At 56.9% G+C, this 26,351-nt stretch carries 26 protein-coding genes and 1 other RNA gene; 16 read left to right on the forward strand and 11 right to left on the reverse strand.

Translation table 11 applies throughout. The features are described 5' to 3' along the window. Window positions 1–478: 478 nt before the first annotated feature. Window positions 479–1,027, forward strand: coding sequence for a protease adaptor protein RcdA (gene rcdA, locus DSD30_RS14970; RefSeq protein WP_114010537.1), 549 nt, complete (start codon window positions 479–481; stop codon window positions 1,025–1,027). 292 nt (window positions 1,028–1,319) lie between these two features. Here the strand turns inward: rcdA and rpmE are convergent, their stop codons facing one another. After that, window positions 1,320–1,544, reverse strand: coding sequence for a 50S ribosomal protein L31 (gene rpmE, locus DSD30_RS14975; protein WP_114010836.1), 225 nt, complete (start codon window positions 1,542–1,544; stop codon window positions 1,320–1,322). A 247-nt stretch (window positions 1,545–1,791) separates the two neighbouring features. Between rpmE and DSD30_RS14980 the strand changes: the two genes are divergently transcribed. Continuing rightward, on the forward strand, window positions 1,792–3,567 hold the full coding sequence (locus tag DSD30_RS14980; protein ID WP_114010538.1) for an ABC transporter transmembrane domain-containing protein: 1,776 nt from the start codon (window positions 1,792–1,794) through the stop codon (window positions 3,565–3,567). A 26-nt stretch (window positions 3,568–3,593) separates the two neighbouring features. Here the strand turns inward: DSD30_RS14980 and DSD30_RS14985 are convergent, their stop codons facing one another. From DSD30_RS14985 to tkt, 9 genes are all read right to left on the reverse strand, one after another. Further along, window positions 3,594–4,622, reverse strand: a complete 1,029-nt coding sequence (locus tag DSD30_RS14985; protein ID WP_114010539.1) for a peptidoglycan -binding protein — start codon at window positions 4,620–4,622, stop codon at window positions 3,594–3,596. Between the two features lie 84 nt (window positions 4,623–4,706). Next, entirely contained in the window at window positions 4,707–5,732 is a 1,026-nt protein-coding gene (locus DSD30_RS14990) for a flagellar motor protein MotA (protein WP_114010540.1), read from the reverse strand. A gap of 365 nt (window positions 5,733–6,097) precedes the next feature. Next, the gene (locus DSD30_RS14995; RefSeq protein ID WP_114010837.1) at window positions 6,098–6,901 is read right to left on the reverse strand and encodes an inositol monophosphatase family protein; all 804 of its coding nucleotides are present in this window, start codon (window positions 6,899–6,901) and stop codon (window positions 6,098–6,100) included. A 169-nt stretch (window positions 6,902–7,070) separates the two neighbouring features. Continuing rightward, the gene (efp, locus tag DSD30_RS15000; protein WP_114010541.1) at window positions 7,071–7,634 is read right to left on the reverse strand and encodes an elongation factor P; all 564 of its coding nucleotides are present in this window, start codon (window positions 7,632–7,634) and stop codon (window positions 7,071–7,073) included. A gap of 248 nt (window positions 7,635–7,882) precedes the next feature. Next, entirely contained in the window at window positions 7,883–9,019 is a 1,137-nt protein-coding gene (locus DSD30_RS15005) for a tetratricopeptide repeat protein (protein WP_198662980.1), read from the reverse strand. 128 nt (window positions 9,020–9,147) lie between these two features. Beyond that, entirely contained in the window at window positions 9,148–9,786 is a 639-nt protein-coding gene (locus DSD30_RS15010; protein WP_114010543.1) for a thiamine phosphate synthase, read from the reverse strand. A 154-nt stretch (window positions 9,787–9,940) separates the two neighbouring features. Beyond that, window positions 9,941–11,140: a phosphoglycerate kinase gene (locus tag DSD30_RS15015; RefSeq protein WP_114010544.1), complete on the reverse strand. Its 1,200-nt coding sequence runs from the start codon at window positions 11,138–11,140 to the stop codon at window positions 9,941–9,943. Window positions 11,141–11,325: 185 nt separating this feature from the next. Beyond that, on the reverse strand, window positions 11,326–12,333 hold the full coding sequence (gap, locus tag DSD30_RS15020; RefSeq protein WP_114010838.1) for a type I glyceraldehyde-3-phosphate dehydrogenase: 1,008 nt from the start codon (window positions 12,331–12,333) through the stop codon (window positions 11,326–11,328). Between the two features lie 366 nt (window positions 12,334–12,699). Next, the gene (gene tkt, locus DSD30_RS15025; RefSeq protein ID WP_114010545.1) at window positions 12,700–14,691 is read right to left on the reverse strand and encodes a transketolase; all 1,992 of its coding nucleotides are present in this window, start codon (window positions 14,689–14,691) and stop codon (window positions 12,700–12,702) included. A 686-nt stretch (window positions 14,692–15,377) separates the two neighbouring features. Here tkt and DSD30_RS15030 point away from each other — a divergent pair. The 6 genes from DSD30_RS15030 to DSD30_RS15055 all read left to right on the forward strand — a co-directional run bounded on the left by DSD30_RS15030 (window position 15,378) and on the right by DSD30_RS15055 (window position 18,867). Further along, window positions 15,378–15,659, forward strand: coding sequence for a DUF4164 family protein (locus tag DSD30_RS15030; protein WP_114010546.1), 282 nt, complete (start codon window positions 15,378–15,380; stop codon window positions 15,657–15,659). A 27-nt stretch (window positions 15,660–15,686) separates the two neighbouring features. Further along, a complete protein-coding gene (locus tag DSD30_RS15035; RefSeq protein ID WP_114010547.1) occupies window positions 15,687–16,046 on the forward strand; it encodes a cell division protein ZapA in 360 nt (119 codons plus the stop codon). 52 nt (window positions 16,047–16,098) lie between these two features. After that, window positions 16,099–16,259, forward strand: a non-coding RNA gene (gene ssrS, locus DSD30_RS15040) — 6S RNA. A gap of 178 nt (window positions 16,260–16,437) precedes the next feature. Beyond that, window positions 16,438–17,028, forward strand: coding sequence for a 5-formyltetrahydrofolate cyclo-ligase (locus tag DSD30_RS15045; protein WP_245418512.1), 591 nt, complete (start codon window positions 16,438–16,440; stop codon window positions 17,026–17,028). 133 nt (window positions 17,029–17,161) lie between these two features. Then, window positions 17,162–17,989 carry a TIGR00282 family metallophosphoesterase gene (locus DSD30_RS15050; RefSeq protein ID WP_114010549.1) on the forward strand — a complete coding sequence of 276 codons (828 nt, stop codon included), beginning with the start codon at window positions 17,162–17,164 and terminating at the stop codon, window positions 17,987–17,989. A gap of 128 nt (window positions 17,990–18,117) precedes the next feature. Continuing rightward, entirely contained in the window at window positions 18,118–18,867 is a 750-nt protein-coding gene (locus DSD30_RS15055; RefSeq protein ID WP_114010550.1) for a YebC/PmpR family DNA-binding transcriptional regulator, read from the forward strand. 82 nt (window positions 18,868–18,949) lie between these two features. On the opposite strand, the gene DSD30_RS15060 is transcribed toward DSD30_RS15055, so the two are convergent. Next, window positions 18,950–19,582 (reverse strand): LysE family translocator, encoded by a 633-nt coding sequence (locus DSD30_RS15060; protein ID WP_114010839.1) that lies wholly within the window; start codon window positions 19,580–19,582, stop codon window positions 18,950–18,952. A 145-nt stretch (window positions 19,583–19,727) separates the two neighbouring features. Between DSD30_RS15060 and ruvC the strand changes: the two genes are divergently transcribed. The 8 genes from ruvC to tolB all read left to right on the forward strand — a co-directional run bounded on the left by ruvC (window position 19,728) and on the right by tolB (window position 26,285). Then, entirely contained in the window at window positions 19,728–20,231 is a 504-nt protein-coding gene (gene ruvC / locus DSD30_RS15065) for a crossover junction endodeoxyribonuclease RuvC (protein WP_114010551.1), read from the forward strand. 35 nt (window positions 20,232–20,266) lie between these two features. Next, window positions 20,267–20,884 carry a Holliday junction branch migration protein RuvA gene (ruvA, locus tag DSD30_RS15070; protein ID WP_114010552.1) on the forward strand — a complete coding sequence of 206 codons (618 nt, stop codon included), beginning with the start codon at window positions 20,267–20,269 and terminating at the stop codon, window positions 20,882–20,884. Next, complete coding sequence (gene ruvB, locus DSD30_RS15075; RefSeq protein ID WP_198662981.1) at window positions 20,881–21,942, forward strand: Holliday junction branch migration DNA helicase RuvB; 1,062 nt, start codon at window positions 20,881–20,883, stop codon at window positions 21,940–21,942. The genes ruvA and ruvB overlap by 4 nt, the downstream gene beginning before the upstream one ends. Further along, window positions 21,926–22,384: a tol-pal system-associated acyl-CoA thioesterase gene (gene ybgC, locus DSD30_RS15080; protein WP_114010841.1), complete on the forward strand. Its 459-nt coding sequence runs from the start codon at window positions 21,926–21,928 to the stop codon at window positions 22,382–22,384. The genes ruvB and ybgC overlap by 17 nt, the downstream gene beginning before the upstream one ends. Window positions 22,385–22,715: 331 nt before the next feature. Beyond that, on the forward strand, window positions 22,716–23,426 hold the full coding sequence (gene tolQ, locus DSD30_RS15085; RefSeq protein ID WP_114010553.1) for a protein TolQ: 711 nt from the start codon (window positions 22,716–22,718) through the stop codon (window positions 23,424–23,426). 3 nt (window positions 23,427–23,429) lie between these two features. Beyond that, on the forward strand, window positions 23,430–23,882 hold the full coding sequence (gene tolR / locus DSD30_RS15090) for a protein TolR (RefSeq protein WP_114010554.1): 453 nt from the start codon (window positions 23,430–23,432) through the stop codon (window positions 23,880–23,882). Continuing rightward, window positions 23,883–24,818 carry a cell envelope biogenesis protein TolA gene (locus DSD30_RS15095; protein WP_114010555.1) on the forward strand — a complete coding sequence of 312 codons (936 nt, stop codon included), beginning with the start codon at window positions 23,883–23,885 and terminating at the stop codon, window positions 24,816–24,818. Window positions 24,819–24,992: 174 nt separating this feature from the next. Beyond that, complete coding sequence (tolB, locus tag DSD30_RS15100) at window positions 24,993–26,285, forward strand: Tol-Pal system beta propeller repeat protein TolB (RefSeq protein ID WP_114010842.1); 1,293 nt, start codon at window positions 24,993–24,995, stop codon at window positions 26,283–26,285. The last annotated feature ends 66 nt before the right edge of the window (window positions 26,286–26,351 follow it).

The raw sequence follows: 26,351 nt of genomic DNA on the forward strand, positions 1-26,351 counted from the left end.
GTTAACTCCTGAGAGCCGCTATGCGGCTCTTTTTTTGTCTTGGTGGTCTCAACTGGCCTGTTTCCCACGCGCTTCGGTCTGGCGCGGGGATGGGGCTGATTCGTCGCTGTTCGGCAATCAGGTGCTTTTGTCTGGACTGAAACTGTGTTGGTGAAGTTGTGGGATGTGCCAACGGGCAGGTCCGATAGCCACTTTGTTGCCCGATTTTTGCCCCTTATGGGGATACGGTTTTGCAATCACGGGGGTGAGGGGCAGGGTCGGGCAGGAAAAGTTAGGCCGCGCTCATCGTTTCTGCTAGACTGACGGCGGCTCCCGACATGCACCGGTTTCCCATCGCGATGCCCTGGTTTCTGTCAAGGACAAAAGCGGGTTTGGCACGGTTTGTGCTTAGTATTTACGCAAATCACATTCTGCTGCATTGCCTGTTTGAATATGACACAGCGATCATGCTAGGCAAGGCCAGACATTTGGAGGTCACATGAGCGACAAGCGTAGGCAACAAAAAAACACAAGCCCGGTCTCTTTCGGGGCCAAACTGGCGGATTCCGATAGCTTCAAAACCTTGTTCCGGGATGGCATGGCCCTTGTCGAAGAGGCCGCCGACTATCTCGATGGTGAAGGCCGCGCCGAGGCGAAAAGCCTGCCCCGCGTTGCATCGCTTGCTTATGCGACCGAATCCATGCGCCTGACCACCCGCCTGATGCAGATGGCCTCTTGGCTGTTGCTCCAGCGTGCTGTGAATGAAGGCGAAATGAGCGCCGAACAGGCCGGTCAGGAAAAGAATAAAGTGCGTCTGCACGGGCTGACTTCTGCCAAAGACGGTCCGGGCTGGGACGAATTGCCGTCGCGTTTGCGTGATTTGATCGAACGCTCCCTGCATCTGCAAAAGCGCATCCGTCATCTCGATGATCTGATCTATTCCAAGAAGGCAGTCGAGCCGGAAGTGGATTCCGAACAGAGCAATCCGGTCGGTGACCAGATTGGCATGATTGCCAATGCCTTTGCGGCCCGGTCCATGGCGGACTGATCGTCACTGCCAGACCGCTCCAGTCGTTCGACCATCCAAAGCGAGTGTCCCGAATGTCGGGCCTCGCTTTTTTCTTGTGCGGGGTTCTTGTCCGGTTTCTGGTCTGATCTATGGCCAGACTCTCTGGTCCGTCACTGTCTCACAATCGGAATGGCCCGAAGTGATGCTTGGGAGGAAAGTGATCCAGATTGGAACAGATGGCCATCGCGGACGACGTCGGTTGCTGGCGTCCGGGCAATAAAAAACCCGGCGCCAGGCACCGGGTTTGAAAATCGTCCGTGACGACCGGGTCTTACGAGCCCAGGAAGCCGGAGAATTTGTCTTTGAAGCGAGACACGCGGCCGCCTTTGGTCAGCAGCTGGGTGTTGCCACCGGTCCATGCCGGATGCGTAGACGGATCAATGTCGAGATTGATCACAGCACCTTCGGAGCCGTAGGTGGAGCGGGTTTCGAACTCGGTGCCATCGGTCATGACAACCTTGATCATATGGTATTCTGGATGAATGTCTTTTTTCATTTTCAGCGTCCTTAGCCAGGGACCGCGATGGCGCCCGCTCTGAGGCTTGCCGATCTGCCAGATCCAATAAATTAGGCTGCGGGCAGGCGAGGCCACACAGCCGTCATGATATTTTGAAGCACCGTATAGCGTAGTGTGTTGCGATATACAAGCCTGTTGCTTATCTAGAGAGAGAAAAAGACACCTTTCAGGGCAATTTTTTCTTTCCAACCCGTTGCCCACAGCCTTTCCCCCGACAGGAGCAGTCATGGCCAGAGAAGACGTCGCGTCTAAACCCCGCTTGCAGCCGCTTACGCGCCTCTTGCCTTATGCCTTGCGGTACCGAAGCACGGTGCTGATGGCCATTCTGGCTTTGCTGGTCGCATCGCTTGCGACATTGTCGCTGCCTATTCTCGTGCGCGGGCTGGTGGATAAGGGATTGTCGCAGGACAATGTCTCCTCCGTCGATGGCTATACCGGCTGGCTGATTCTTGCGGTGCTTTTGTTGGCGCTGGCCAGTGCGAGCCGCTATTACTTCGTCATCATTCTCGGCGAGCGGGTGGTCAATGACCTCAGGCGGGATGTATTTGCCAAATTGACCCATTTGTCGCCAGCCTTCTTCGACCGGGTGCGCAGCGGCGAGATCGTGTCGCGGCTGACGGCGGATGCGACCCAGATCAAGTCGGCGGTCGGAGCCAGCGCCTCGATGGCCTTGCGCAATATGCTGCTGTTTCTCGGGGCTGCGGTGATGATGGTGGTAACCAGCCCGCATATGTCGCTCATCGTGTTGGGGGCAATCCCCTTTATCGTGTTGCCGATTGTTTTTCTGGGGCGCTGGGTGCGGCAGAAGCAGCGCTTTGCACAGGACAGGTTGGCCGACAGTTCGGCCTTTGCGACCGAGGCCATTGGTGCAATGCGTATCTTGCAGGCCTTTACACAAGAAGAGCGGGCCAATGCCTTCTTTGGCGATGCCATCGAGAAAGCCTTTGGTGCAGCGCGCCTGTCTGTGCGGGCGCGGGCGGTCCTGACCGCCTTTGCGATGTTCGTGATCTTTGCCTCGGTGGTCGGGGTGCTGTGGTATGCGGCACAGGATGTGACCGCCGGACGGATTTCTGCCGGGCTGTTGAGCCAGTTCCTGATCTATTCGATCATGGCTGCCGGTGGTCTGGGGGGCTTGAGCGAGGTGTGGGGTGAGATCTCACAGGCCTCCGGCTCGGCGGAGCGGCTGTTTGAACTGCTCGATGAGGAGGTTTCGATCCAGTCGGTCGCCATTCCGGCGGCTTTGGATGCGAAGGACGCACTGTCTGTCAGCTTCGATCAAGTGGGCTTCCATTACCCACAGGCCGACAAGAGCCCTGTTTTGCATGATCTGTCCTTCGCCATTGGCGAAGGGGAGACGGTGGCGATTGTCGGGCCATCCGGGGCGGGCAAAACCACGATTTTCCAGCTTTTGATGCGATTCTATGATCCGGAACAGGGACAGATCAGGCTTGGCTCAGCGCCAATTGACCAGCTTTCCTTGCAGGATTTGCGCAATCATATCGCTCTTGTGCCGCAGGAACCGGTGATTTTCGCCATGTCAATTGCCGACAACATCGCCATGGGCCGCTCGGACGCCTCACCAGATCAGATTGTCGCTGCAGCCAAAGCAGCCCACGCCGATGACTTCATCGCCGCGCTGCCCGATGGCTATGAGACGCTGGTGGGGGAACGCGGGGTCACCCTGTCTGGCGGGCAGCGGCAGCGCTTGGCCATTGCCCGGGCGATCCTGAAGGATGCGCCGATCCTGCTGTTGGATGAAGCGACCAGCGCGCTTGATGCGGAAAGCGAGCGCTATGTGCAGGCGGCGCTTGATGGCATGATGGTCGACCGGACGACCATTGTCATTGCCCATCGACTGGCAACGGTCAAGAAGGCCGACCGGATCTTGGTGCTTGAGGATGGGCGTCTGGTTGAGCAGGGCGATCACGACAGTCTGATCCGCGAAGGCGGGTTGTATGCCCGTCTGGCGAAACTGCAGTTTGGATCAGGGCGGGGCGAGTAGTCCCGTCTGCGGCCGGTGGTGATCCGTTAGCGCTGGGTCAGCTTCAGCTCGATGCGGCGGTTTTTGCGCAGGGCTTCGTCATCATCCCCTTCTTCCAACGGCTGAAACTCGCCAAAACCTGCTGCGACAAGGCGGTTGGGTGGGACGCCCTTGGTGATCAGATATTTGACCACCGAGATGGCACGGGCGGCTGACAATTCCCAGTTGGACGGGAAGCGGGCGCTGTTGATGGGGCGATTGTCGGTATGGCCATCGATGCGCAACACCCAGTCGATCTCCGGCGGGATGTCGGCGCTCAGCTCCAATATGGCCTCTGCCAAACGGTCCAGCTCCTGCTCGCCTTCGGTTTTCATCCGCTCGCCACCGGACGGGAACAGCACTTCAGACTGGAAGACAAAGCGGTCACCGACAACGCGAATGTCAGAGCGTTGGGACAGGATTTCACGCAGACGGCCAAAGAAGTCTGAGCGATAGCGGTTCAGCTCCTGCACCCGCTGGGCCAAGGCGACATTGAGGCGCTTGCCAAGGCTGGCAATCTTGGTCTGGCTTTCCCGATCACGCTTCTCTGAGGCTTCCAGCGCGTCCTCCAGTGCGCCTATCTGGCGGCGCAGGGCCGAGATTTGCTGGTTGAGCAGTTCCACTTGGGCCAAGGCGCGCTGGGAGATGACTTTCTCGCCTTCCAGTTCCTTGGTCAGGGTGGCGATCTGGCCACCGGCCGTGTCTTTGTCACCAGCCTGATTTTCCAGTTGCAACAGCAACCGGTCACGGGAGGCCTCGGCGCTGGTCAGGCTGGCCTGCATGCTCAGCAAGGAGCTTTCAAGGTCGCGGGTGCCTGCACGCTCAAGGGCCAGCAGTTCCGTCAGTTCGGCAATCTGGCTGTTCAACCGGTTCAAGACCGTGTCCTTGCCGGAAATCTCCTGACTGAGGAAGAATTGCGCCACCATGAAGACGGTGAGCAGGAAAATCAGCACCAGCAACAGGGTCGCCATGGCATCGACGAAGCCGGGCCAATAGTCGGCTCTTGTTTCGGTGCGGCGATTTCGGGACAGACCCATGTCAGTGCCTCATTGCTTGGCTTGCATTTGCTTGTTGCTGAATGGCCCGAAGCTCTGGGCCTTTCGCCTGTATCAGGCGCGGTGTTATGAGCTGGGCGGGGTGGACAGGACTGTATTCAGCTTGGCCAGCAATTGTTTGATTTCTTCCTGCTGGGTGGCTTGCTGATCAGCCCATTCACGCATCAGTTCCTGCTCGGACCGCAAATGGCCGACCAGACCCTGAATGCCTTCAGCCAGATTGGCCATGGCGCTGGTGGCGTTTCGATCTGACCCTGCGCTCGCTTCGCGTCCAACCTTGTCCATCTTGGCGGACAATTGCTCGAGCACGGACACCAACTGGGCGTTATCGCCGTTATCAAGGGCGTCTGCATAGCCGTTTTCCAGATCCTCGATGCGAATGTCGGTGACCGTGGACAGCCAGTCTTCAAGATTGGTGAAGAAACGGGTCTGGGCCTGACTGGCCTGAAGATCCAGAAAGCCGAGGACGAGGGAGCCTGAAAGACCGAACAGAGAGGAGGAGAAAGCGGTGCCCATGCCCTGCAACGGGGCTTCAAGGCCAGCTTTGAGATCTTCGAAAATAACACCGACATCGGACGAGGCAACCGAGAGAGAGCGAATGACATCGCCGACCGAGCTCACGGTTTGCAGCAGACCCCAGAAGGTGCCGAGCAGGCCGAGAAACACCAGAAGGCCGGTCAGATAGCGCGAAATGTCGCGGGCTTCATCCAGACGCATGCCAACGGAATCAAGGATGGATCGCATGGTCGAGGTGTTGATTGCCATTCGGCCAATGCGGTCGCCCAACAGGGTGGCCATCGGGGCCAGCAGGATTGGTGGGCGGGAGACCTCGAGCCCCGGATCGCCGAGGCGGAAATTATTCACCCATTTCACTTCGCGGAACAGGCGGACCACTTGTCGCAATGCTAGGAAAATCCCCACCGCCAACACCACAAAGATCATTGCGTTGAGAAGCGGGTTGCTCCAGAAGGCGTCCAGAATCTGCCGATAGAGAATCAGGGGTACAAAGGCGGCTGCGCCGATGAAGATGAGCATGCGCCACAAATAACGCTGTGGACTTGCGAGCTTGTAAGGATCCATTTCGCTGGTCATCATCCGTCTGTTCTGGTTGCACAAAGAATGGCCCGCAACGTCATGATGGGTCGACCAACTCGGACGGTTCAACTCTTCCCCAGAAACAGGCGCTCCCTGGAAATAGTCACGCTCCGCCATGCCGCTTGGCGCGAAACCCACTCTTCGCGAAACCACTTACCGCGAAACCATGTCGGAATGGTGATGAAGACCCGTTTCCTTCATGGTCCTTACGGACATTGCCCAATTTCACCGCCAAGGGGAAGGGTTTTTATGATTTATTTACCATGCGGGCGTGCAAAAGAAAGGGCGCGATGCATTTCGTTGCACCGCGCCCGGATCATCAGGTCAGTATGTTCGCAGCAGGTCCATAACCGGCTTTGCGGTCAGGCCTGGTCTTGACGGGGCTTGTCGAGCAGCTTTTTCAGGCGTTGACGGATCAATTCGTTGCCAGCCACCACCGAGCCATTTTCCAGCATGGCATCGCCGCCGTGAATGTCGGTGACAAAGCCACCTGCCTCACGGATCAGCAGGATGCCTGCGGCAATGTCCCAGGCGTTGAGATATTCTTCGAAATGGCCATCAAGGCGCCCAGCAGCCACATAGGCCAGCTGAAGGGCTGCAGACCCCATGCTGCGGACCCCTGACACTTCACCCATCACGGTTTCCATCTTGCCCAGATAGGCTCTGTGCTTGCCACGACCCAGATGTGGGATCCCGGTGCCAATGACGCAATCATGAATGTCATCGCGGGCCGCAACGCGCATGCGGCGGTCATTGTAGAAGGCGCCACGGCCGCGTTCGGCGGTGAACAGGTCATCGGTGGCCGGATTGTAGATAACGGCCGCAACGATGCGCCCTTCATGTTCCAGCGCAATGGAAATGGCGAAGAATGGAATGCTGTGCAGGAAGTTGGTGGTGCCATCGAGCGGATCGATGATCCAGCGGTGGCTCTTGTCAACGCCCTCGATGGTGCCGCCTTCTTCCATGAGGAAACCGAAATTCGGGCGCGCTTTCTGCAGTTCCATGCGAATGGTCTTCTCTGCCTGCATATCTGCGTTGGATACGAAATCACCCGGTCCTTTGCGGGAGACCTGCAGATTTTCCAGTTCGCCAAAGTCGCGGGCGAGGCGGCGGCCTGCCTTGAGGGCGGCCTGGGTCATGACATTGAGAAGGGCTGAGCGGGCCATGGGTCGTGTGTCCTGGGTGACTGGCATCCCGATATGGACCTTGCCTCGGTCTGATCGGGTGCGGATAAAATGAAAGGACGTGCAGGTGATCTTTCGAACGCCAACACGTCGCTAAAGGCTGTCAGGCCACCAGACAGGATGCCAGTGGCCAGAAAAGATCTGCGGCTGATCAGTCGGCGCGCTTGATATAGGTGATTTCGTTGGTGTCGACCACAATCTTCTCGCCAATGGAGATGAAGGGAGGCACCATGCAGCGCACGCCATTGTCCATCATCGCAGGCTTGTAGGAAGAGGACTGGGTCTGGCCCTTGATATGCGGCTCGGTCTCGGTGACTTCGAGAACCACCTGATCGGGCAACTGAATGCCAATCGGGCGCTCTTCGTGCAACTCGACAACCACTGCCATGCCGTCCTGAAGGAATGCGGAGCGCTCGCCGACGAAATCCTTGTTCAGTTCAAGCTGCTCGTAGCTTTCGGTATCCATGAAGACCAGATTGTCGCCTTCTTCATAGAGGAACGTGAAGTCTTTCTGCTCAAGACGCACGCGCTCGATTGTTTCGGTGGCGCGGAAGCGTTCGTTGAGTTTGCGGCCATCAATCAGGTTTTTCAGTTCAACCTGCGCGAAGGCACCGCCTTTGCCGGGTTTCACGGCATTGATTTTAACTGCAACCCAGATCGTGCCCTGATGCTCGATCACATTGCCAGGACGGATTTCGTTACCATTGATCTTCATAACTAGCCATCTTGCTGACAGGATGCGGGCACAAATGGTTGCTGCGATCCTGTGTCATTTGAAAGGATGATAGGCGCCCGGCCAAGACGGAAAGATCTCAGCACGCGGACAGGTGCCTTCTAGGACCATATTCACGGGCGATTTGCAAGGCTTTTGGCAGATTTTTTGGCGTGAAACTGCCAGATTTCGGCTTTCTGACGTCTCGTCCATGGACTGGTCTTGCTTGCGAAAGGCTCTGGTAACCAGTCTCAGGGCTGCCGTTTGCCTGTCTGGGGTGTTGTCTGGGGTGCGGTCTGGGGCGCTGTCTTAGGGACTGACTGGGGTGACCAGAGGCCACTTTGCTGAATGGATTTCAGGGCCTGTTGCTTGTCGGCATTGGGCAGCTTCTGGAAGAAGTTTTCCAGCCAGTCATCATTCAGCCCGGCTCGTTTGGAAAGCAGATAATAGCGAGCGGCCTTGATCGGTTCCGGCGGGTTGTCAAAACCATGCGCGAGAATCCGCGCAAGTCGGTTCTGGGCGATGACATGGCCGGCGTTGGCCGCCTGTTCGATCCAAGCCTGGCCTGCACCATAATCCTTCTTCACGCCGCGGCCCTTGAACAGCATCAGTCCATATTCAAGTTGGGCATCGGTGAAACCATTTTGTGCCGCCTTGTGCATCCAATAGCTGGCCTGTTCCAGATTGGGGGTGGGAAACAGGTTTGATTGATAAAGGGTCGCCAGCGCATATTGGGAGTCGGCCAGTCCCTGCTTGGCGGATTTGGTGAAAAGATCGAGGGCACGGGTCACATCGCGCCGCACTTGTTGGCCTTGCAAGGCCATATAGGCGAGGTTGAACTGGGCATTTTTTTGGCCGTTTTCTGCCGCCTTGGTGAAAAGTTCGACGGCCTTGTCGATATTTTTCTCGACGCCACGCCCGCGGGCATGGAGCAAGCCGAGAGAGAATTGTGCCTCCGGGTCGCCCTTGTCTGCGGCCAGTTGAAACCAGTTGGCCGCTTCCTTGACATCCTGCGGGACGCCTTGCCCATTGAGATACAGCTCGCCGAGCAGGGTCATCGCTGAACGCTCGCCTCCGGCGGCCAGTTTGGTGGCCAGATCGAAGGCTGACAGGTAATAGCCCCGTTGATAGGCAGAAAAGGCAAGGCCGGGGGAAAGCTTCAGTTGCGGCAGGTTGAACGGATTGTCGCTGTTGGTCGGGGCAACAACGCGGCTGCCTGCGAAGGTTCCTGCATCAGCTTCCTCAACGCCTGTGGTTGCATTGCCGATTGACTTTTCCGGTGTCTGGGCGCTCGCACTGCTGACGCAGAGGGCGACAGCCAGCAAACGAACGGGGATCTTGAAAGCGTTGTGCATCCGGATGTAGGCATTTGCACGGTCGAGTGTCACGGTCACACGAATCCTCAATGGTTCAGGCTGTCTGAAATGTGGGAAAGCCATTCTTCACAGAAGTTAGGCCATTCTGTGATGGGTGGGCCGGCATCAAATGCCGGTCCCGTTGCGCCCCATGCCAATGGTCAGTCCTCTTGTGGGGTGTGGGCCGCAATGATGGCGTTGGCTTTCTGAACCGCGACCTGTGGGCCGGCTTCATGGTCCCAGATGGCTTCGCGCAGGGCTACAAACTCGATGCCACGTTCTGCCACCTTGGCGCATTCCTGCAAGTCGGCCGCGCCAATGAGTACCGCAGGCACTTCGAACAGGCTGGACCACCAGTCGGCCATTTCCAGCGCCTTGTCGTGAATCTCCTCGGTTGCCGGGGCTTCCAAGCGTCCAAACATGATGTAATCGATGCCGGTTTCGGCAATTTCCATGGCTGCATGGCGTTTGTTGCTGCCTTGGGCACCGAGCATGAAGCGGCTGGAAAAATCCTCGACGGCCGCTTTGATCTCGGCCAGTTCGCCATCGATATGCAGACCGTCGCATTTGGCCCGTCCAGCAACGCGGGAATCGCCGCGCAGCATCACCGCGATGTCATGCTTCTGGGCAATCGGTACGACCGTCTGGGCAATCTGCTGCAGCTCGCTGTCATGCTGGGCATCGCAGTCGATCAACAGCGCAGCAATATCACCACCGGCAATGGCGGCTTCGAGCTGGGCCGGGAAGGTCTCCAGATCGACATGTCTGGGTGTGACGAGATAAATCTGAGAGGCTTCCATGATGCGACCTGCTGTTTTGGGGTGGTTGGATGCGCGGGTTTGACTGATATCTCGCAAAAGGCCAGCGCATGCAAGGCTTGGCGTCCCGATCAAAACGAAAAATGCGCCAACGGGCGTGTCGGCGCATCGGTTATCCTATGATTTCGTGCCTGTCTCAGGCTTTGAGCACTTCTACGCCCGGCAGTTCCTTGCCTTCCATCCATTCAAGGAAAGCACCGCCTGCGGTGGAGATGTAGGAGAAATCTTCGTAGACACCCGCATGGTTGAGGGCTGCAACCGTGTCACCACCGCCAGCAACCGAGGTCAGTTTGCCTGCCTTGGTTTCTTCCGCAGCGGCCTTGGCAGCCGCAACGGTTGCGGTGTCAAACGGGGCAATTTCGAAAGCGCCGAGCGGGCCATTCCAGACAACGGTGTTGGCTTTCTTGATCCATGCAACAACGGCTTCGACGGATTTGGGACCCACATCGAGCATCATGCCATCAGCGGGCACGCTGTCGACATCGAGCACGTCGTGTGGGGCGTTGGCTGCAAATTCCTTGGCGACCAGAGCATCGGTCGGCAGGACGATTTCACAGCCGATTTCGTCGGCTTTTGCCATGATGCGCTTGGCGGTTTCAGCCAGATCATGTTCGCACAGGGACTTGCCGACATCCTTGCCTTGCGCGGCAAGGAAGGTGTTGGCCATGCCGCCACCAATAACGAGCCCGTCAACCTTGGTGATCAGATTTTCCAAAAGGTCGATTTTGGTGGAGACTTTGGCACCACCGACAACGGCCAGAACCGGACGGTTCGGGTTGCCAAGGGCGGCGTCGAGGGCTTCGAGTTCCTGCTGCATGGTGCGGCCGGCAACTGCTGGCATATGGTGGCAGAGACCTTCGGTGGAAACGTGGGCGCGGTGGGATACCGAGAAGGCATCGGCGACCAGCAGGTCGCCATTGGCGCCCAGAGCAGCGGCAAACTCGGGATCATTCTTCTCTTCACCCTTATAGTAGCGGGTATTTTCAAGAACGAGGATGTCGCCATTGTCCATATTGTCGATGGCTGCCTTGGCCACATCACCGATGCAGTCTTCAGCAAAGGCCACTTCGCGTTCCATGGCGCGTGCCACGGCAGGGACCACTTGCTTGAGGGACATTTCAGGCACTTTCTCGCCCTTTGGACGGCCGAAATGCGCAAGGATAATGACCTTGCCGCCTTTCTCAGAGATTTCCGTCAGGGTTGGAACAATGCGGTCGATGCGGGTGGTGTCGGTGACTTTACCGTCTTTCATCGGCACATTGAGGTCAACACGCACCAGGACGCGTTTGCCGTGCAGTTCCACATCATCGAGGGTTTTGAATTTCGTTGCTGCCATGGGTCAATCCTGCTTCTTGTCGGCTCGCTGTTTCAGCGCGCGCCTTGCTCCGATTGGGGAGCCTGTCGTCAAATGAAAAAGGCGCTGTCCGGACCTAAAACCGTGGCCGGTTTCGTCTCAAACAGCGCCTTGATGTCTGGTCAGGCCCCGCCTGACTTGATCAGCCGGGGCTTGTCTCACCGTGATTAGATGAGCTTGGCCATAGCAACCGCGGTGTCAGCCATGCGGTTGGAGAAGCCCCATTCGTTGTCGTACCAGGTCAGGATGCGGACCATGCGGCCTTCCATGACTTTGGTCTGATCCATGTGGAAGATGGAAGAATGTGGATCATGGTTGAAGTCGCAAGATACGTTCGGCACTTCGGTGTAGCCCAAAACGCCAGCCAGTGCGCCATCAGCAGCTTCTTTGATTGCTGCGTTGATTTCTTCAACGGTGGTGTCTTTCTTGGCTTCGAAGACCAGATCCACAACCGAGACGTTCGGGGTTGGAACGCGGATGGCGACGCCGTCCAGCTTGCCAGCCAGTTCTGGCAGAACCAGACCAACGGCTTTCGCAGCACCGGTGGAGGTCGGGATCATGGACAGGGCTGCTGCGCGGGCGCGGTACAGATCCGAGTGCATGGTATCGAGGGTCGGCTGGTCACCAGTGTAGGAGTGAATGGTGGTCATGAAGCCTTTTTCGATGCCAACAGCTTTGTCCAGAACGTAAGCAACCGGAGACAGGCAGTTGGTGGTGCAGGATGCGTTGGAAACAACCAGATCGTCAGCGGTCAGGGTGTCGTGGTTGACGCCGTAAACGATGGTTTTGTCAGCGCCAGCAGCCGGTGCGGACACCAGAACGCGCTTTGCACCAGCGGTCAGGTGCATGGACGCTTTTTCCTTGGCAGTGAAGATACCGGTGCATTCCATGGCAATGTCGATGCCCAGCTCACCCCAAGGCAGTTCTTCAGGGTTGCGGATAGCGGTGACCTTGATTGGGCCGCGGCCGACATTGATGGTGTCGCCATCAACGGTGACTTCTGCAGGGAATTTACCATGAACAGAGTCAAAGCGGAGCAGATGGGCGTTGGTTTCAACTGGGCCCAGATCGTTGATCGCTACGACTTCGATGTCGGTGCGACCAGATTCGATGATAGCACGCAGTACATTTCGTCCAATACGACCGAAACCATTGATCGCTACTTTTACAGTCATGACCTTCTCCTGAATTTTCTTGCCTGCCCCGAAATTTACCAACGAAAGGGGGTCGGACTTCCACTTGAGAGAGTTCTCTTGTCACCCTGAGGCTTCAAGGTGGCAGGATAACGCTTTGGTTCATTGGCTCGAGAATGGTCCGTGTTTCAACACAAATTTGCGTGAGTGTCGAAACAGGGATCTCCTCCAGATCATCCAATTATGCGCCACATATTCGCCTTTGAATATGACGCACTGATCAGTCTCAATTTAAATCGTTATCATACTTTTGTCGTATGACATTTTTGCATGGCTGCCAAGTCACTTGGCGGGACTTCAGCATTTTTTTGCGTATTTTCCCGCCAAATTGACATTTTGCTTCAAAAGTTATGACGTTTTAAGGCGCTCTGCAACCAGTGCAACGACATTCTCGGCGGTGATGCCGAACTTCTCATAAAGCTCTTTGTAAGGGCCGGAAGCGCCAAACGAGTCCATGCCGACAAAAATGCCGTCAGAGCCGATGAAGCGATCCCACCCCATGCGGATGGCAGCTTCAATCGCAACATTGACCTTGGCGCTGCCCAGCGTTTCGCGCTGGTAGTTTGCGGACTGCTTCTCGAACAGCTCGAAGCAAGGCACGGAAATCACCCGGGCCGGGATGTCCTGCTCGGCAAGGGCTTTCTGAGCTGCCATGGCGACTTCGATTTCAGAGCCGGAAGCAAAGATCGATACGTCGGCTTCCCCGTCGCAATCGGACAGAAGATAGGCGCCGCGTGCTGACAGATTGTCATCGGAATATTCGGTGCGAACCGGTTCCAGACCCTGACGGGTGAGGGACAGGACGCTCGGATTGTGCTCCGACTGAATGGCGACTTCCCAGCATTCTGCGGTTTCATACACGTCTGCAGGGCGGAAGACCTGCATGTTTGGAATGGCGCGCAGGGAGGCAAGGGTCTCGACCGGCTGGTGGGTCGGGCCGTCTTCGCCCAGACCGATGGAATCATGGGTCAGGACATAGACAACGCGCTGTTCCATCAGGGCGGAGAGGCGCATAGCACCGCGCATGTAATCCGCAAAGACCAGGAAGGTGCCACCGTAAGGAATGACGCCGCCATGCAGGGCCATGCCGTTCATGGCAGAGGCCATCACATGCTCGCGGATACCCCAGTTCATGTAACGACCGGAGAAGTCGTCTGGCGTGATGGAGACGGTGTGCGAGGTTTTGGTGTTGTTCGACCCGGTCAGGTCAGCAGAGCCGCCGACGGTTTCCGGCAGGACACCGTTGATGACATTGAGGGCCATCTCGGAGGCTTTGCGGGTGGCAACATTCTTGGGCTCGGCTGCCAGTTCTTTCTTGTAGGCTGCCATGGCATCTTCGAAGCCGGATGGCAGGTCGCCACGCATGCGGCGTTCAAACTCGGCGGACAGCTCGGAATCGGCAGCTTCAAAGCGCTTCTGCCACTCTTTGTGGCCATGAGCGGCATTCAGGCCAGCAATGCGCCATGCGTCGCGAATGTCGGACGGAATATCAAATGGCTCATTTTCCCAACCCAGCGCTTCGCGGGTAGCGGCAATTTCCGCTGCACCCAATGGAGCGCCGTGAACGGACGAGGTGCCGCCCTTGTTTGGCGCGCCAAAACCGATGGTGGTTTTACAAGCAATGATGGTTGGCTTGTCGCTCTTCTGAGCGGCAGCAATGGCTTTCTCGATGGCCGAGTGGTCATGGCCGTCGATGGCATCGGTGTTCCAGCCAGACGCTTTGAAGCGGTCCAACTGGTTGGTGGAATCAGACACGGACACGGCACCGTCAATGGTGACATTGTTGTCGTCCCACAAGAGGATCAGCTTGTTGAGCTTGAGGTGGCCTGCCAGAGACAGGGCTTCCTGAGAGATGCCCTCCATCAGACAGCCGTCACCAGCCAGCACGTAGGTGTAGTGATCAACCAGCTCGGAGCCGAACTGGGCTGCCAGTGCTTTCTCGGCAATTGCCATGCCAACCGCGTTGGCCAGACCCTGACCAAGTGGGCCAGTGGTGGTTTCGATGCCGCACGCATGACCAAATTCCGGGTGACCCGCGGTTTTCGCGCCGATCTGGCGGAAATTCTGAAGATCCTCAATCGACATGTCTTCATAGCCGAGAAGATGCAGCAGAGAATATAGCAGCATTGAACCGTGACCGGCGGACAGGACGAAGCGGTCTCTGTCAGCCCATTTCGGGGCCGTCGGGTCAAACTTCATGAATTTGGTGAAAAGAACCGTCGCAATGTCGGCTGCACCCATTGGAAGACCAGGGTGACCTGATTTCGCTTTTTCAACGGCGTCCATTGAAAGAAAGCGGATCGCATGTGCCATGCGGGTTTGTTTATCCATGTTGCTCATGAACTCTGCTTTTGGGAATTATCAAATGTGACAGCAAGGGAAATCCCAACCTAGTGCCCCCTCCGCCAGTTGAGTGATCGTAGTCGATCATGCCATTCAGGACCTGCCCTGCCTCATTGTAGCCCGGCAGACAGAGGCTGAAACAAACGCTGAGACATTTATCACTCGTGGGCGAAGAGTCAATCTCAACTTGGCCCTAGACTTAGCAAAAAGGCTGATTTTTGCGCTCCAGACAATCCCCTGTGGACTGGAACTGTTGACGAAGAGGCGGCATTGACGGGACTGGCAGAAGTCACCTAGATTCAAATTTAGCCATATTTTTGGCCTGATTCACCGGGTTTGAATCGCTTTCCTGAACGGCATCGGGGGATGCCATGGTTGATCGTGCCTGTCGGGCTGGCCTCAAAATGCCCCATCGCGGATGCCAGAGGCAGAAACGACAACAGAGCCGGGACTTGGCGCAAGAAAGGCCCGATGAAAGATGTGCCCAAAACACATCAAAGCGATGTGGGATGGCTGGACGCTGGGGGTGCATTCCGCTAAAGCAGGCCAGAATGCCAGTCCGTTTGACCCTGTCTGACAAAGAGGGGGCACAATCGGGATTGGGCTGCGGACCCCTTGCTGTGGCGGTGGCGAGTGGCAATGCAAGTGAGAGTTTTTCGTGTTGGGGGAAGGTTGGGGGAAGTATGTCTGAAAGACCAGCGGTTCAGGACGCCTTGGTGCGGCTTGAGCAGGCGATTGCGTCCCTCGAACGGGCGGTTGACAAAAGGCAGGATAAGGCTTTGTCTCTCAATGCCTTGCAGGGCGATTTGAAGCGGATGAGCAAGGAGCGCGAAACTTTGACGCAATCTTTGAAATCCGCCCAATCGCGATCAGAGCGCCTTGAAGGTGCAAATGAAGAAGTGTCCCGACGACTGGTCTCCGCAATGGAATCAGTTCGGGCCGTTCTGGATCAGCATGGTGGCTGATCTGTGAAGGGATGACCGGAGAAGGCTATGGTTCAGGTCAGTGTCAGTATCAATGGTCGCGCCTATCGCATGGCGTGCGAAGACGGACAGGAAGACCATCTGCTGTCGCTGGCGCGCCGGTTTGACGAGTTGATTGATCAGTTGAAAGAGAATTTCGGCGAAATTGGTGATCAGCGCCTGACGGTGATGGCCGGGATCATGGCGATGGACCAACTGGCCGAGTTGGACGGCCGGGTCAAGCATCTGGATCAGGAGGTCTCGGCGCTGAGGGAAGCCCGGTCGGCTGTTCAGGTCAAGAATGAAGGCGATCAGGAGCAGTTGGCGCACCGAATCGACAAGGCCGCCGAGCAGTTGGAGCGCTTGTCACACTTATTGCTGGAAAGCTGAAAATCTTGTCGCAGTGGGCTGGAATTCCCACCGCCCTTCCTATATATTCCATTGCTTGCTGCACTTCACGTGAGAAGCTACTTTTCCTCGGGGCCTTAAAGATCCGAAAGGGAGCTGGCGCTGATAGGGACCGTGGTCCTCTTCAACTGGCCCCCACCTTAACATAAGGTGTCCCAGGATCAGAAAAGCTTTAACGGTCGCTGCGGCTTCCTATTGCAAGAGCGGCTCCTTGATGAAGGGAGCCGCTCTTTTGTTTTCTGTTCGCTTCCTGTTCGTTGGCTTTTCGTATGATGACTTGGGGAGCGTGTGAATCATTGAGGCAGCGCATTGTCGCGGGGCATTCGTCATGGGATGATCATGGTGAACTCGGGGAGGACGCGGCGTGAATGAAATGCGACTGATCGACAGAAAGACGCAGTTGCGTGCCACGGTGCGGGTGCTGCGCGATGCCATGCCCCATGCGGAGCGCGCGGTGCATAGTGAACAGGCAGCCCGTCTTCTGCTTGATCAACTGGATGATGTCAAAGGGGTCATGATAGGCCTTTTCTGGCCAATTGGCTCTGAAATCGATTGCCTTGCCCTGGTTGATCCGCTGCGGTCCGCCGGAGCGGATTTGGCCTTGCCTGCGACATTGGCAAATCGTGAGATGGTGTTTCGTCAATGGCTTCCCGATTGCCCGATGGTGGATGGAGGCTATGGCACCTTCGCACCGGACCCTTCGGCCCTGATTGTCGAGCCGCAGATCCTGATCGTGCCACTGTTGGCCTTTGATCCTCGCGGCAATCGGCTTGGTTACGGGGCCGGATATTATGATCGGTATATTGCCGGGCTGATTGAGGCTGAGCAAAGGCCGCAATGTTTCGGACTGGCTTTTTCATTGCAAAAACTGGACAAGGTGCCGGTTGGTCTTTATGACCTGCCTCTGGATATGATCGTGACCGAGGCCGGTATCATTCACTCCCCTGCTACGGACCCATCCTGACGCTCAATGATGCGTCGTTTGATGGATCCTCAAACGTGATCGCATCATGTCTTCTCAGTTTGTAGAGCCTTGCAGCCTCCGGGGTGGTTGCTTGGCCAAAGAAGACAGCGCGACGCGCTGAAGGCAGGACGCGATGAGACTGTTATTCATTGGGGACATTGTCGGCCGGGCCGGTCGGACGATCGTGCAGGATAAACTGCCGGGGCTGGTTGAGACCCATGGCATCGATTTCGTTGTCATCAATGGCGAGAATTCCGCCGCCGGATTCGGTATTACAGAGACCATTGTTCAGGATCTGCTGGATGCGGGTGGCGATGTCATCACCACCGGCAATCATGCCTGGGACCAGCGCGATGCGCTGGTTTTCTGCGAGCGGCAGCCTGCTTTCCTCAGGCCGGTCAATTACCCCTCCGGCGTACCCGGCAAGGGCGCCAATCTCTATACTGCCCGCAATGGCGCCAATATCCTGGTGATGAATGCCATGGGGCGGGTTTATATGGATGCGCTGGACTGTCCCTTTGCTGCTGTCGAGAAGGAGTTGGCAGCCTGCCCGATGGGCGAGTTTGCTGATGCGATCGTGGTCGACTTTCATGCCGAGGCGACCTCGGAAAAGCAGGCCATGGGACATTTTCTCGATGGGCGGGTCAGCTTGGTGGTGGGCACCCACACTCACGTGCCAACCTCGGACTATCGGGTTTTGCCTTCTGGCACGGCCTATATGTCGGATGCGGGCATGACTGGTGACTATGATTCTGTGCTTGGCATGGAGAAGGAAGAGCCGGTACAGCGCTTCCTGCGCAAGGTTCCATCCGCGCGCTTTACGCCAGCGCTTGGTGATCCGACCCTCTGCGGTGTGGCCGTCGATATTGAGGATGGAACCGGCCTTGCCCTTGCTGTCGAGCCGTTGCGGATTGGCGGGCATCTATCCCCGCATATTCCGTCCTTCTGGGAAAAATCCTAACGAAACAGCCAGTCTTTGAAGGCTCTGGCAACAGATCGCTTGATCTTTGCTGGTCTCTTGTGGCATCACCTGCAACAAATTTGATGCGCCTTGGGCGCGATGAGACAGAATTTACGGATTTAGGGATTATGGCAGGCCATTCAAAATTCAAGAATATCATGTATCGCAAGGGTGCACAGGATGCCAAGCGGTCCAAGTTGTTCTCCAAGCTCTCCAAGGAAATCACCGTCGCAGCCAAAATGGGCGGTGGCGATCCTGACTCCAACGCCCGTTTGCGTCTGGCCATTCAGAACGCCCGCGGCCAGTCCATGCCGAAAGACAATATCGACCGCGCCATTAAAAAGGCTGAGGCCGGTGACGAGGGCAACTTTGATGAAGTGCGCTATGAAGGCTACGGCCCGGGCGGCACCGCTGTTGTCGTCGAAGCGCTGACCGACAACCGCAACCGCACCGCCTCCAACGTGCGCGCTGCTTTCTCGAAAAATGGCGGGTCTCTGGGTGAAACCGGGTCTGTGGCCTTCATGTTCGATCGCGTGGGCGAGCTGGTCTATCCTGCGGATGTGGGCGATGCAGACACGGTTCTTGAAGCGGCCATTGAAGCGGGCGCAGACGATGTGGTCAGCGATGAGGAAGGCCACACCATTTACACCGCCTTTGAAGACATGATCGAAGTGGGCAAGGCGCTGGAAGATTCCTTTGGCAAGGAAGCGGAATCCCAGAAAGCCATCTGGAAGCCACAGAACGAGATCGACGTTGACGCAGAGAAAGCCGCCACCATCATGAAATTGATGAATGCGCTGGAAGATGACGACGACGTACAGAATGTCTATTCCAACTTCTCCATGAGCGACGAAGTGATGGCCTCTCTGGAAGGCTAAGCCTTGCCTGTTGACGGAATAAAAGAAACCCCGCTTGGCCGCCAAGCGGGGTTTTGTCTTTTGTGGCACATTGGCGTGCTATTCAGTGCCCAAAGGTACTGGTCAGAATGCGGAGACTGGCAACACCGAACAGCATGGCAAAGACTGCATCAAGGGCGCGTCTTGTCTTGCGATAGCCACTGACGACCGGGCGGCTGGCAAATATCCATGCATAGAGCTGACAAACAAGAGCACTTTGGCTGCCAAGCAGCAGGACAACGGTAATCAGGTCGGTCGGGGTGGCCTCCGCTGGCAGGCCAAGGGCATAGATTGAGCCGATGAAGAGAATGGCCTTGGGATTGGTCAAGTGGATTGCCAGCCCTTTGAGGTAGCTTTTGCCCAGACTCAGTTCTGCCGTCTCGATCACTGGTTGCTCCAGCCCTGTTGGCGTCATGGCGGAACGCGCAGACTTCAGGGCCAGAAACAACAGATAACCGGCCCCGAAATAACGCATCACTTCAAACAGCCAGACATTGGCAGCCATCACCGCGCCCATGCCCAGAGCGGCGGCAAGAGACCAGAGGAAGGATCCGGTTGTCACTCCGCTGGCCAGTGCCAGACCGTGTTTGCGGCCATGGGACATTGAGGTCGCTGCAATGGCAAGTGTTGCCGGGCCGGGGCTTGCCATGGCGAGCAGGGAGGCGCCCATGATCAGAGGCAGATTGATGTCGGTCATGAAAAGATGCTTTATTGCGTTGGCGAGAAGGGTGCAAAATCCTGAAGGTGAGCGCCATTTTCTCATGGTGCCTGCAATTGTCAATTCCTGTTTGAAGTGCGAGTTTGTTCTGGTATTGTTCATATTTCCGGGCTAATGAAGAGCTATGAAAGAACATCCTGTCCGAATCGTTGGTTTTGATCCCGGGCTCCGCCGCACTGGCTGGGGTGCGATTGATGTTGTCTCCAATCGGCTGATTTTTGTTGGCTCAGGGCTGATCACCTCGAATAACAAGCTTGATCTGGCGTCGCGATTGCTGGAATTGCATACGGGCATTTGGGGCGTGTTGGAAACATACCAGCCGCAGGAAGTCTCCGTTGAGCAGACTTTTGTCAACAAGGATGCTGCCGCCACCCTGAAGCTGGGGCAGGCGCGGGCCATTGCCCTGCTGGCTCCTGCGCAAAGGGGGCTGGAAGTGGCTGAATATGCACCGAACGCGGTCAAGAAGACCGTGGTTGGCGTTGGCCATGCGGACAAGAAACAGGTTCAGGTGATGGTCAAAATGCTGTTGCCAAAAGCCCATTTCGACAGCGAAGATGCCGCCGATGCGCTGGCCATTGCCATTTGTCACGCCCATCAGCGCAAACAGAAAGCCCTGAAGATCGCCTGAAGGCCGGGCTGGGATAAGAAGCGGAGAGCCGAACCATGATAGGCAAGCTGAAAGGTCTGATCGACGAATATGCCGACGGCTATGTGATTGTCGATGTGGGTGGCGTCGGTTATGAGGTCCATTGTTCTGGCCAAACCCTGCAGGCCTTGCCTTCGGTCGGTGAGGCAGCGAGTGTGCTGATCGAGACCCATGTGCGGGAAGATCAGATCAAGCTGTTTGGCTTTGCCACCACGCTGGAGCGGGACTGGTTCCGCCTGTTGACGACCGTGCAGGGGGTGGGGCAGAAGGTGGCGCTTGCCATACTTTCTACGTTGAAAATTTCCGAACTGACGTCGGCCATTGCCTTGCAGGATAAAGCGATGGTGGCGCGCACGCCGGGGGTTGGCCCCAAGGTGGCGCAGCGGATTGTCTCTGAGTTGAAAGACAAGACGCCGTCGCTGGCGGCAACCGATGGTGCGGTTGCCAATCTGCAGGCCGAAATGGACAGTGCAGCCGCGCCCAAAGCCATGGCGGAGGCCGTCTCGGCCCTGTCCAATCTGGGATATGGGCAGCTGCAGGCAAGCGCGGCGGTTGCCACCGTCATCAAACGGGAAGGGGATGATCTGGGCACCGCAGCGCTCATTCGCCTCGCCCTGAAGGAGCTTAGCCAATGATCGGGGATGATGACCGCCTGGTTTCGGCCCAAACAACCGAGGAAGATACCGACCGGACCTTGCGGCCGCAAATGCTCGATGATTTTGTCGGGCAGGCGCAGGCGCGGGCCAATCTGTCGATCTTCATTGAAGCGGCTCGCACCCGCAAGGATGCGCTTGATCATGTGCTGTTTGTCGGCCCTCCGGGGCTTGGTAAAACGACGCTGGCGCAGATTGTCAGCCGGGAACTTGGGGTGAATTTTAAATCGACCTCCGGTCCGGTGATTGCCAAGGCAGGTGATCTGGCGGCTCTGCTGACCAATCTGGAAGAGAATGATGTTCTCTTCATCGACGAGATCCATCGGCTCAACCCGGCGGTAGAAGAAATCCTCTATCCTGCAATGGAAGATTTTCAGCTCGATCTGATCATCGGTGAGGGGCCAGCGGCCCGTTCGGTGAAGATTGATCTGGCAAAATTCACCCTTGTGGCGGCGACCACCCGGCTGGGGCTTTTGACGACGCCATTGCGTGACCGGTTCGGTATTCCGGTGCGGCTCAATTTTTATACGGTCGATGAGCTGGAATATATCGTCACCCGTGGGGCGCGCTTGATGGGCGTTGGCATCACCAAGGATGGTGCGGTTGAGATTGCGCGTCGGTCGCGTGGCACCCCGCGCATCGCCGGACGCTTGCTGCGCCGGGTGCGTGATGTGGCGATCGTGCAGGCGGGCGGCGAGATCAGCCGCGAGGTCGCAGACCGAGCCTTGAAAATGCTGGAAGTTGACAATGAGGGCCTTGACGCCCTAGACAGACGCTACCTGATCCTGATTGCCACCTCATTTGGTGGTGGGCCGGTCGGTATAGAGACCATAGCCGCGGCGCTTTCGGAACCCCGGGACGCCATTGAAGAAATCATTGAGCCTTATTTGATCCAGCAGGGTTTTATCCAGCGCACCCCGCGCGGACGCCTGCTGGCGCCAAAGGCCTTTGCCCATTTGGGTCTGGCTGTGCCTCAAAAAGACACCCCTCCGCAAATGGGACTTTTTGCTGAAGGACTGGATGATGCCGGAGCATCATGAACAAGAAAACTGGCCGGATCTTGCTGGCCGTCTCACCGATTTTGGTCACCGTCAGGTGGTGCGGGTCTATTATGAAGACACCGACTTTTCCGGGATCGTTTATCACGCCTCCTATATCCGCTTTATAGAGCGAGGCCGCTCGGATTATATCCGCCTCTTGGGCATCGAGCATTCCAAGCTTGATTCCGATGAAAACGGAGAGCGGGTGGCGCTGGCCGTGCGGCATATGGATATCAATTATCTCAAGTCCGCCCATATCGACGATATGCTGACGATTGAAACGCGAGTCGAGGCGGTCAAAGGCGCGCGCATGATCCTTGATCAGAAGATTTTGCGCGACGATGAGGTGATCTTCACGGCCCGCGTCACAGTTGTGGTGATCAACCGGGAAGGGCGACCAAGACGCCTGCCGGACAGCATGCGCAAGATATTCGGGATTTAGCCCCATGCCATGACCCGCTGCGATTTGCAGGTCGCAAGAACAGAAAAATGAAGCGAGGCTCTGATGGAGTCTCGCTTTTTTCTATGGGGAAGTGCGTAAGTGGCATTCTGTCCCCATGCGGGGAAAGTTTGGCGGCCCCGATCTGTCCGTTCACGACTATTTAATCTTTCATTAACCATAATCATGCTGTCTCGGGAAGAGAATGCAACAGGGTGTAGAGGTCTGGCGTCCCTAGTTTTGACAAAATCTGCTGACAAGACCTGTCGCAGAATAGCAATCAAAGCGCCGGACTTGTGCGAAAGAGAAACCGGCAAAGAAAGGACAAGAGACAATGGCTGATGAGGTAGTGCAAGGCGCCCTTGCAGGGGTGACGGCTGACCTGTCGCTGATCTCGTTGTTTTTGCAAGCGCATATCGTGGTCAAGCTGGTGATGATTGGTCTGATGGCTGCCTCGATCTGGTCGTGGGCGATCATCATCGACAAGTCACTGCTCTATGCGCGGACAAAGAGACAGATGGACCGTTTTGAAAAGGTATTCTGGTCCGGTCAGTCTCTTGAAGAGCTTTATCAAACCCTTTCCGGGCGCCCCAATCATGCGATGGCTGCCTTGTTCGTCGCAGCAATGCGGGAATGGAAACGGTCGTTTGAAGGGCATGCCCGGTCCTTCGCCGGGCTGCCGACCCGGATCGAAAAAGTGCTCGATGTGACGCTGGCCCGTGAGGTGGATCGCCTTGAGAAACGATTGCTGTTTCTGGCGTCTGTCGGCTCGGCAGCGCCGTTTGTTGGTTTGTTCGGTACGGTCTGGGGCATCATGAATTCGTTCCAGGGCATTGCAGCTTCAAAAAACACCTCGCTTGCGGTCGTCGCGCCGGGTATTGCCGAGGCTCTGTTCGCCACAGCCATTGGCCTGCTCGCCGCTATTCCGGCGGTGGTTGCCTATAACAAGCTGGCGTCGATTGCATCCCAGCATGCGCTTCGTTTGGAAGGTTTTGCCGATGAGTTTTCCGCCATCCTGTCCCGTCTGATGGACGAAAGGGGCTAAGTGATGGGTATGGGCTCTATGGGATCACCGGGTGGATCGCGCAGGCGCGGCGCAAGACGCGCCATGCGACACAGACCGGTTGCCGAAATCAACGTCACCCCGCTGGTCGACGTCATGCTGGTGTTGTTGATCATCTTCATGGTGGCAGCCCCGATGATGACTGTGGGCGTGCCGCTGGATTTGCCGGAATCAAGCGCCAAGCCGCTTTCCAGCCAAACTGAGCCATTGACCCTGTCGATCCGCAAGGATGGCAGTCTCTTTTTGCAGGATCAGCCAGTTGAGTTTGCCAGTCTGGTGCAAACTCTGCTTGCTGTCGCTGAGAATGGCTATGAAGAACGCATTTTCGTGCGGGCCGACCGCGAGATCGATTATGGTTCCATCATGAAGGTGATGGGGGCGATGAACCGCGCCGGTTTCAAGAAAATCGGGTTGGTCAGCACCGAGGAGCAATCCTAATTGCGCAATGTCGGCTTCATAGCATCGAGCATCGGACATATTGTTCTGCTTGGATGGGGGCTTTTCAGTCTGCCATCAGCGGAGCCGCATGACATCACGGAGCTGGAGATCCTGCCCATTGAGCTGGTTTCAGTGTCTGACGTGACCGATGTGCGCAAGGGCGAGAAGGATGCCAAGCCTGCTGAACAAGTGCAGGAAAAGAAGGAAAAGGCCCCGGAGCCGAAAAAGCCGGAACCCAAAAAGCCAGAGCCGAAGCCTGCGCCAAAGGCTGAGCCAAAGCCGAAGGAACCGGCTCCGGCCAAACAGCCAGAGCCGACCCCTCCGGTACCAGAGCCTGCGCCAAAGCCGGAGCCACCAAAAGAACCCGAAGTTGAGCCGGAACCAAAGCCTGAGCCGCCCAAAGAGCCTGAGGTGAAGGTGGAAGAGGCCAAGCCCGAGGCGCCAAAGCCGATTGCCGCCTTGCCCAAGGTGCGGCCGCGTCCGCCCAAGAAGACACCGCCGAAAAAGCAGCGCTCCTTTGATACCGACGCTCTGAAGGCGCTTGCCAACAAGGCTGATCAATCCGCGCCAAGCGAAGCGGCGACCAGCGATCAGGATGCGTCTTTTGGATCGCGCACTGGCAATCAGGCCGCCGCGATGACCCAGAGTGAGCTGGATGCCTTGCGGGCCCAGATTTCACCTTGCTGGTCACCTCCGGTTGGTGCCGCGGATGCGTCACAATTGCGTGTCAGGATCGAGTTTGGTCTGGATCGTCAAGGCAATGTGGTCAGTGGTCCGGAGCCGGTGGAGTTTCCGGCCAACCAGTTTGGTGTGGCAGCCGTGGAAAGCGCCATGCGAGCGGTACGCCGTTGCGGACCCTATTCTAGCTTGCCGCAAGACAAATATGATGCATGGAAGCGTGTGCGTATTACATTTGACCCGCGTGAGATGTTCTAGCACGATTGGAACCGAGCCTTTGGCCTTGGCCCCAGATGTGACGTGAGACAAGACAGGATGTACAAAGAGATGAAACAGGACCCGATTTCTGCGCCCGACCAATCCGCTCAGATCTTGCCCATGTCGATTGGTCACTCCATTCGCCGGGATCACTGGACCAAACGGGTTCTTTTGATGCTGCCGGTGTTGCTGCTGGCCCTCGTCTTTCAGGGGCTGACTGTCAAACCCAGCCATGCCTTGATCGAGATTGACATCCGGCAAGGCAATATTCAGCCGATGCCAATTGCCATCACCAGTTTCTCCGGTGTGCCGCAGGGTCAGGATATCTCCAAGGTGGTCGAGGCCGACCTTGAACGCTCCGGGCTGTTCGCCCCGGTGGATCGCAATGCCTTCATTCAGCGTGATCTGACCTCCTCGAGTGTGCCATCCTTTGCCAACTGGACGGTGATCAATGCGCAGGCGCTGGTGACGGGCACCGTGACGCAGGAAGCCGATGGTCGACTGAAAGCGGAATTTCGCCTGTGGGACGTGTTTGCTGGCAAACAGATGACCGGCCAGCAATTTTTCACCTCGCCGAAAAACTGGCGTCGTGTGGCGCATATTATCGCCGATGCGATTTATGAACGCCTGACCGGTGAGAAGGGTTACTTCGACACGCGGATCGTCTTTGTCGATGAAAGCGGGCCAAAAGACAATCGCGTCAAACGTCTGGCCATCATGGATCAGGACGGGGCCAATGTGCGCTATCTGACCGATGGTCGCAATCTGGTTTTGACGCCGCGCTTTTCGCCGACCAAGCAGGAAATCACCTATATGGCGCTGGAAGATGGCCAGCCACGGGCCTATCTGCTCGATATTGAGACCGGTCGCCGGTCGAATGTCGGCCAGTTTCCCGGCATGAGCTTCTCCTCGCGCTTCTCGCCTGACGGGCAGAGCATTGTGCTCAGCCTGCAGCAGGGGGGCGATGCCAACATTTACCGGATGGATCTGCGCAACGGCAAGATCACCCGGTTGACCAACTCCGCTTCAATCGATACCAGTCCAAGTTTTTCGCCGGACGGACGCCAGATCGCCTTCGAAAGTGATCGTGGCGGGCGCCAGCAGATTTACGTGATGAATGCCGACGGGTCGAATGTTCAGCGTATCAGCTTTGGATCCGGTAGCTATTCCACCCCGGTCTGGTCGCCGCGCGGCGATCTGATTGCCTTCACCAAGCAGTATAAGGGGCAGTTCCAGATCGGCGTGATGCAGACCGACGGATCGCGTGAGCGTATTCTGGCGGATGGCTATCACAATGAGGGGCCAACCTGGGCGCCCAATGGTCGTGTGCTGATGTTCTTCCGGGAAAGCCCCGGAGCCAATGGTGGACCCAAGCTTTATTCCATCGACCTCACAGGCCGGAATGAATATGTGGTGCCAACACCAGCCTTCGGCTCTGATCCGGCCTGGTCGCCCCTTGTGAATTGATGCGGAAAAGCAGCAATATCCAACAAAAGCAGCCGGACTGGGGCCATTCGCCTCAGTCTGGCCATG

Source organism: Cohaesibacter intestini (assembly GCF_003324485.1).
GTDB classification, from domain to species: Bacteria; Pseudomonadota; Alphaproteobacteria; order Rhizobiales; family Cohaesibacteraceae; genus Cohaesibacter; species Cohaesibacter intestini.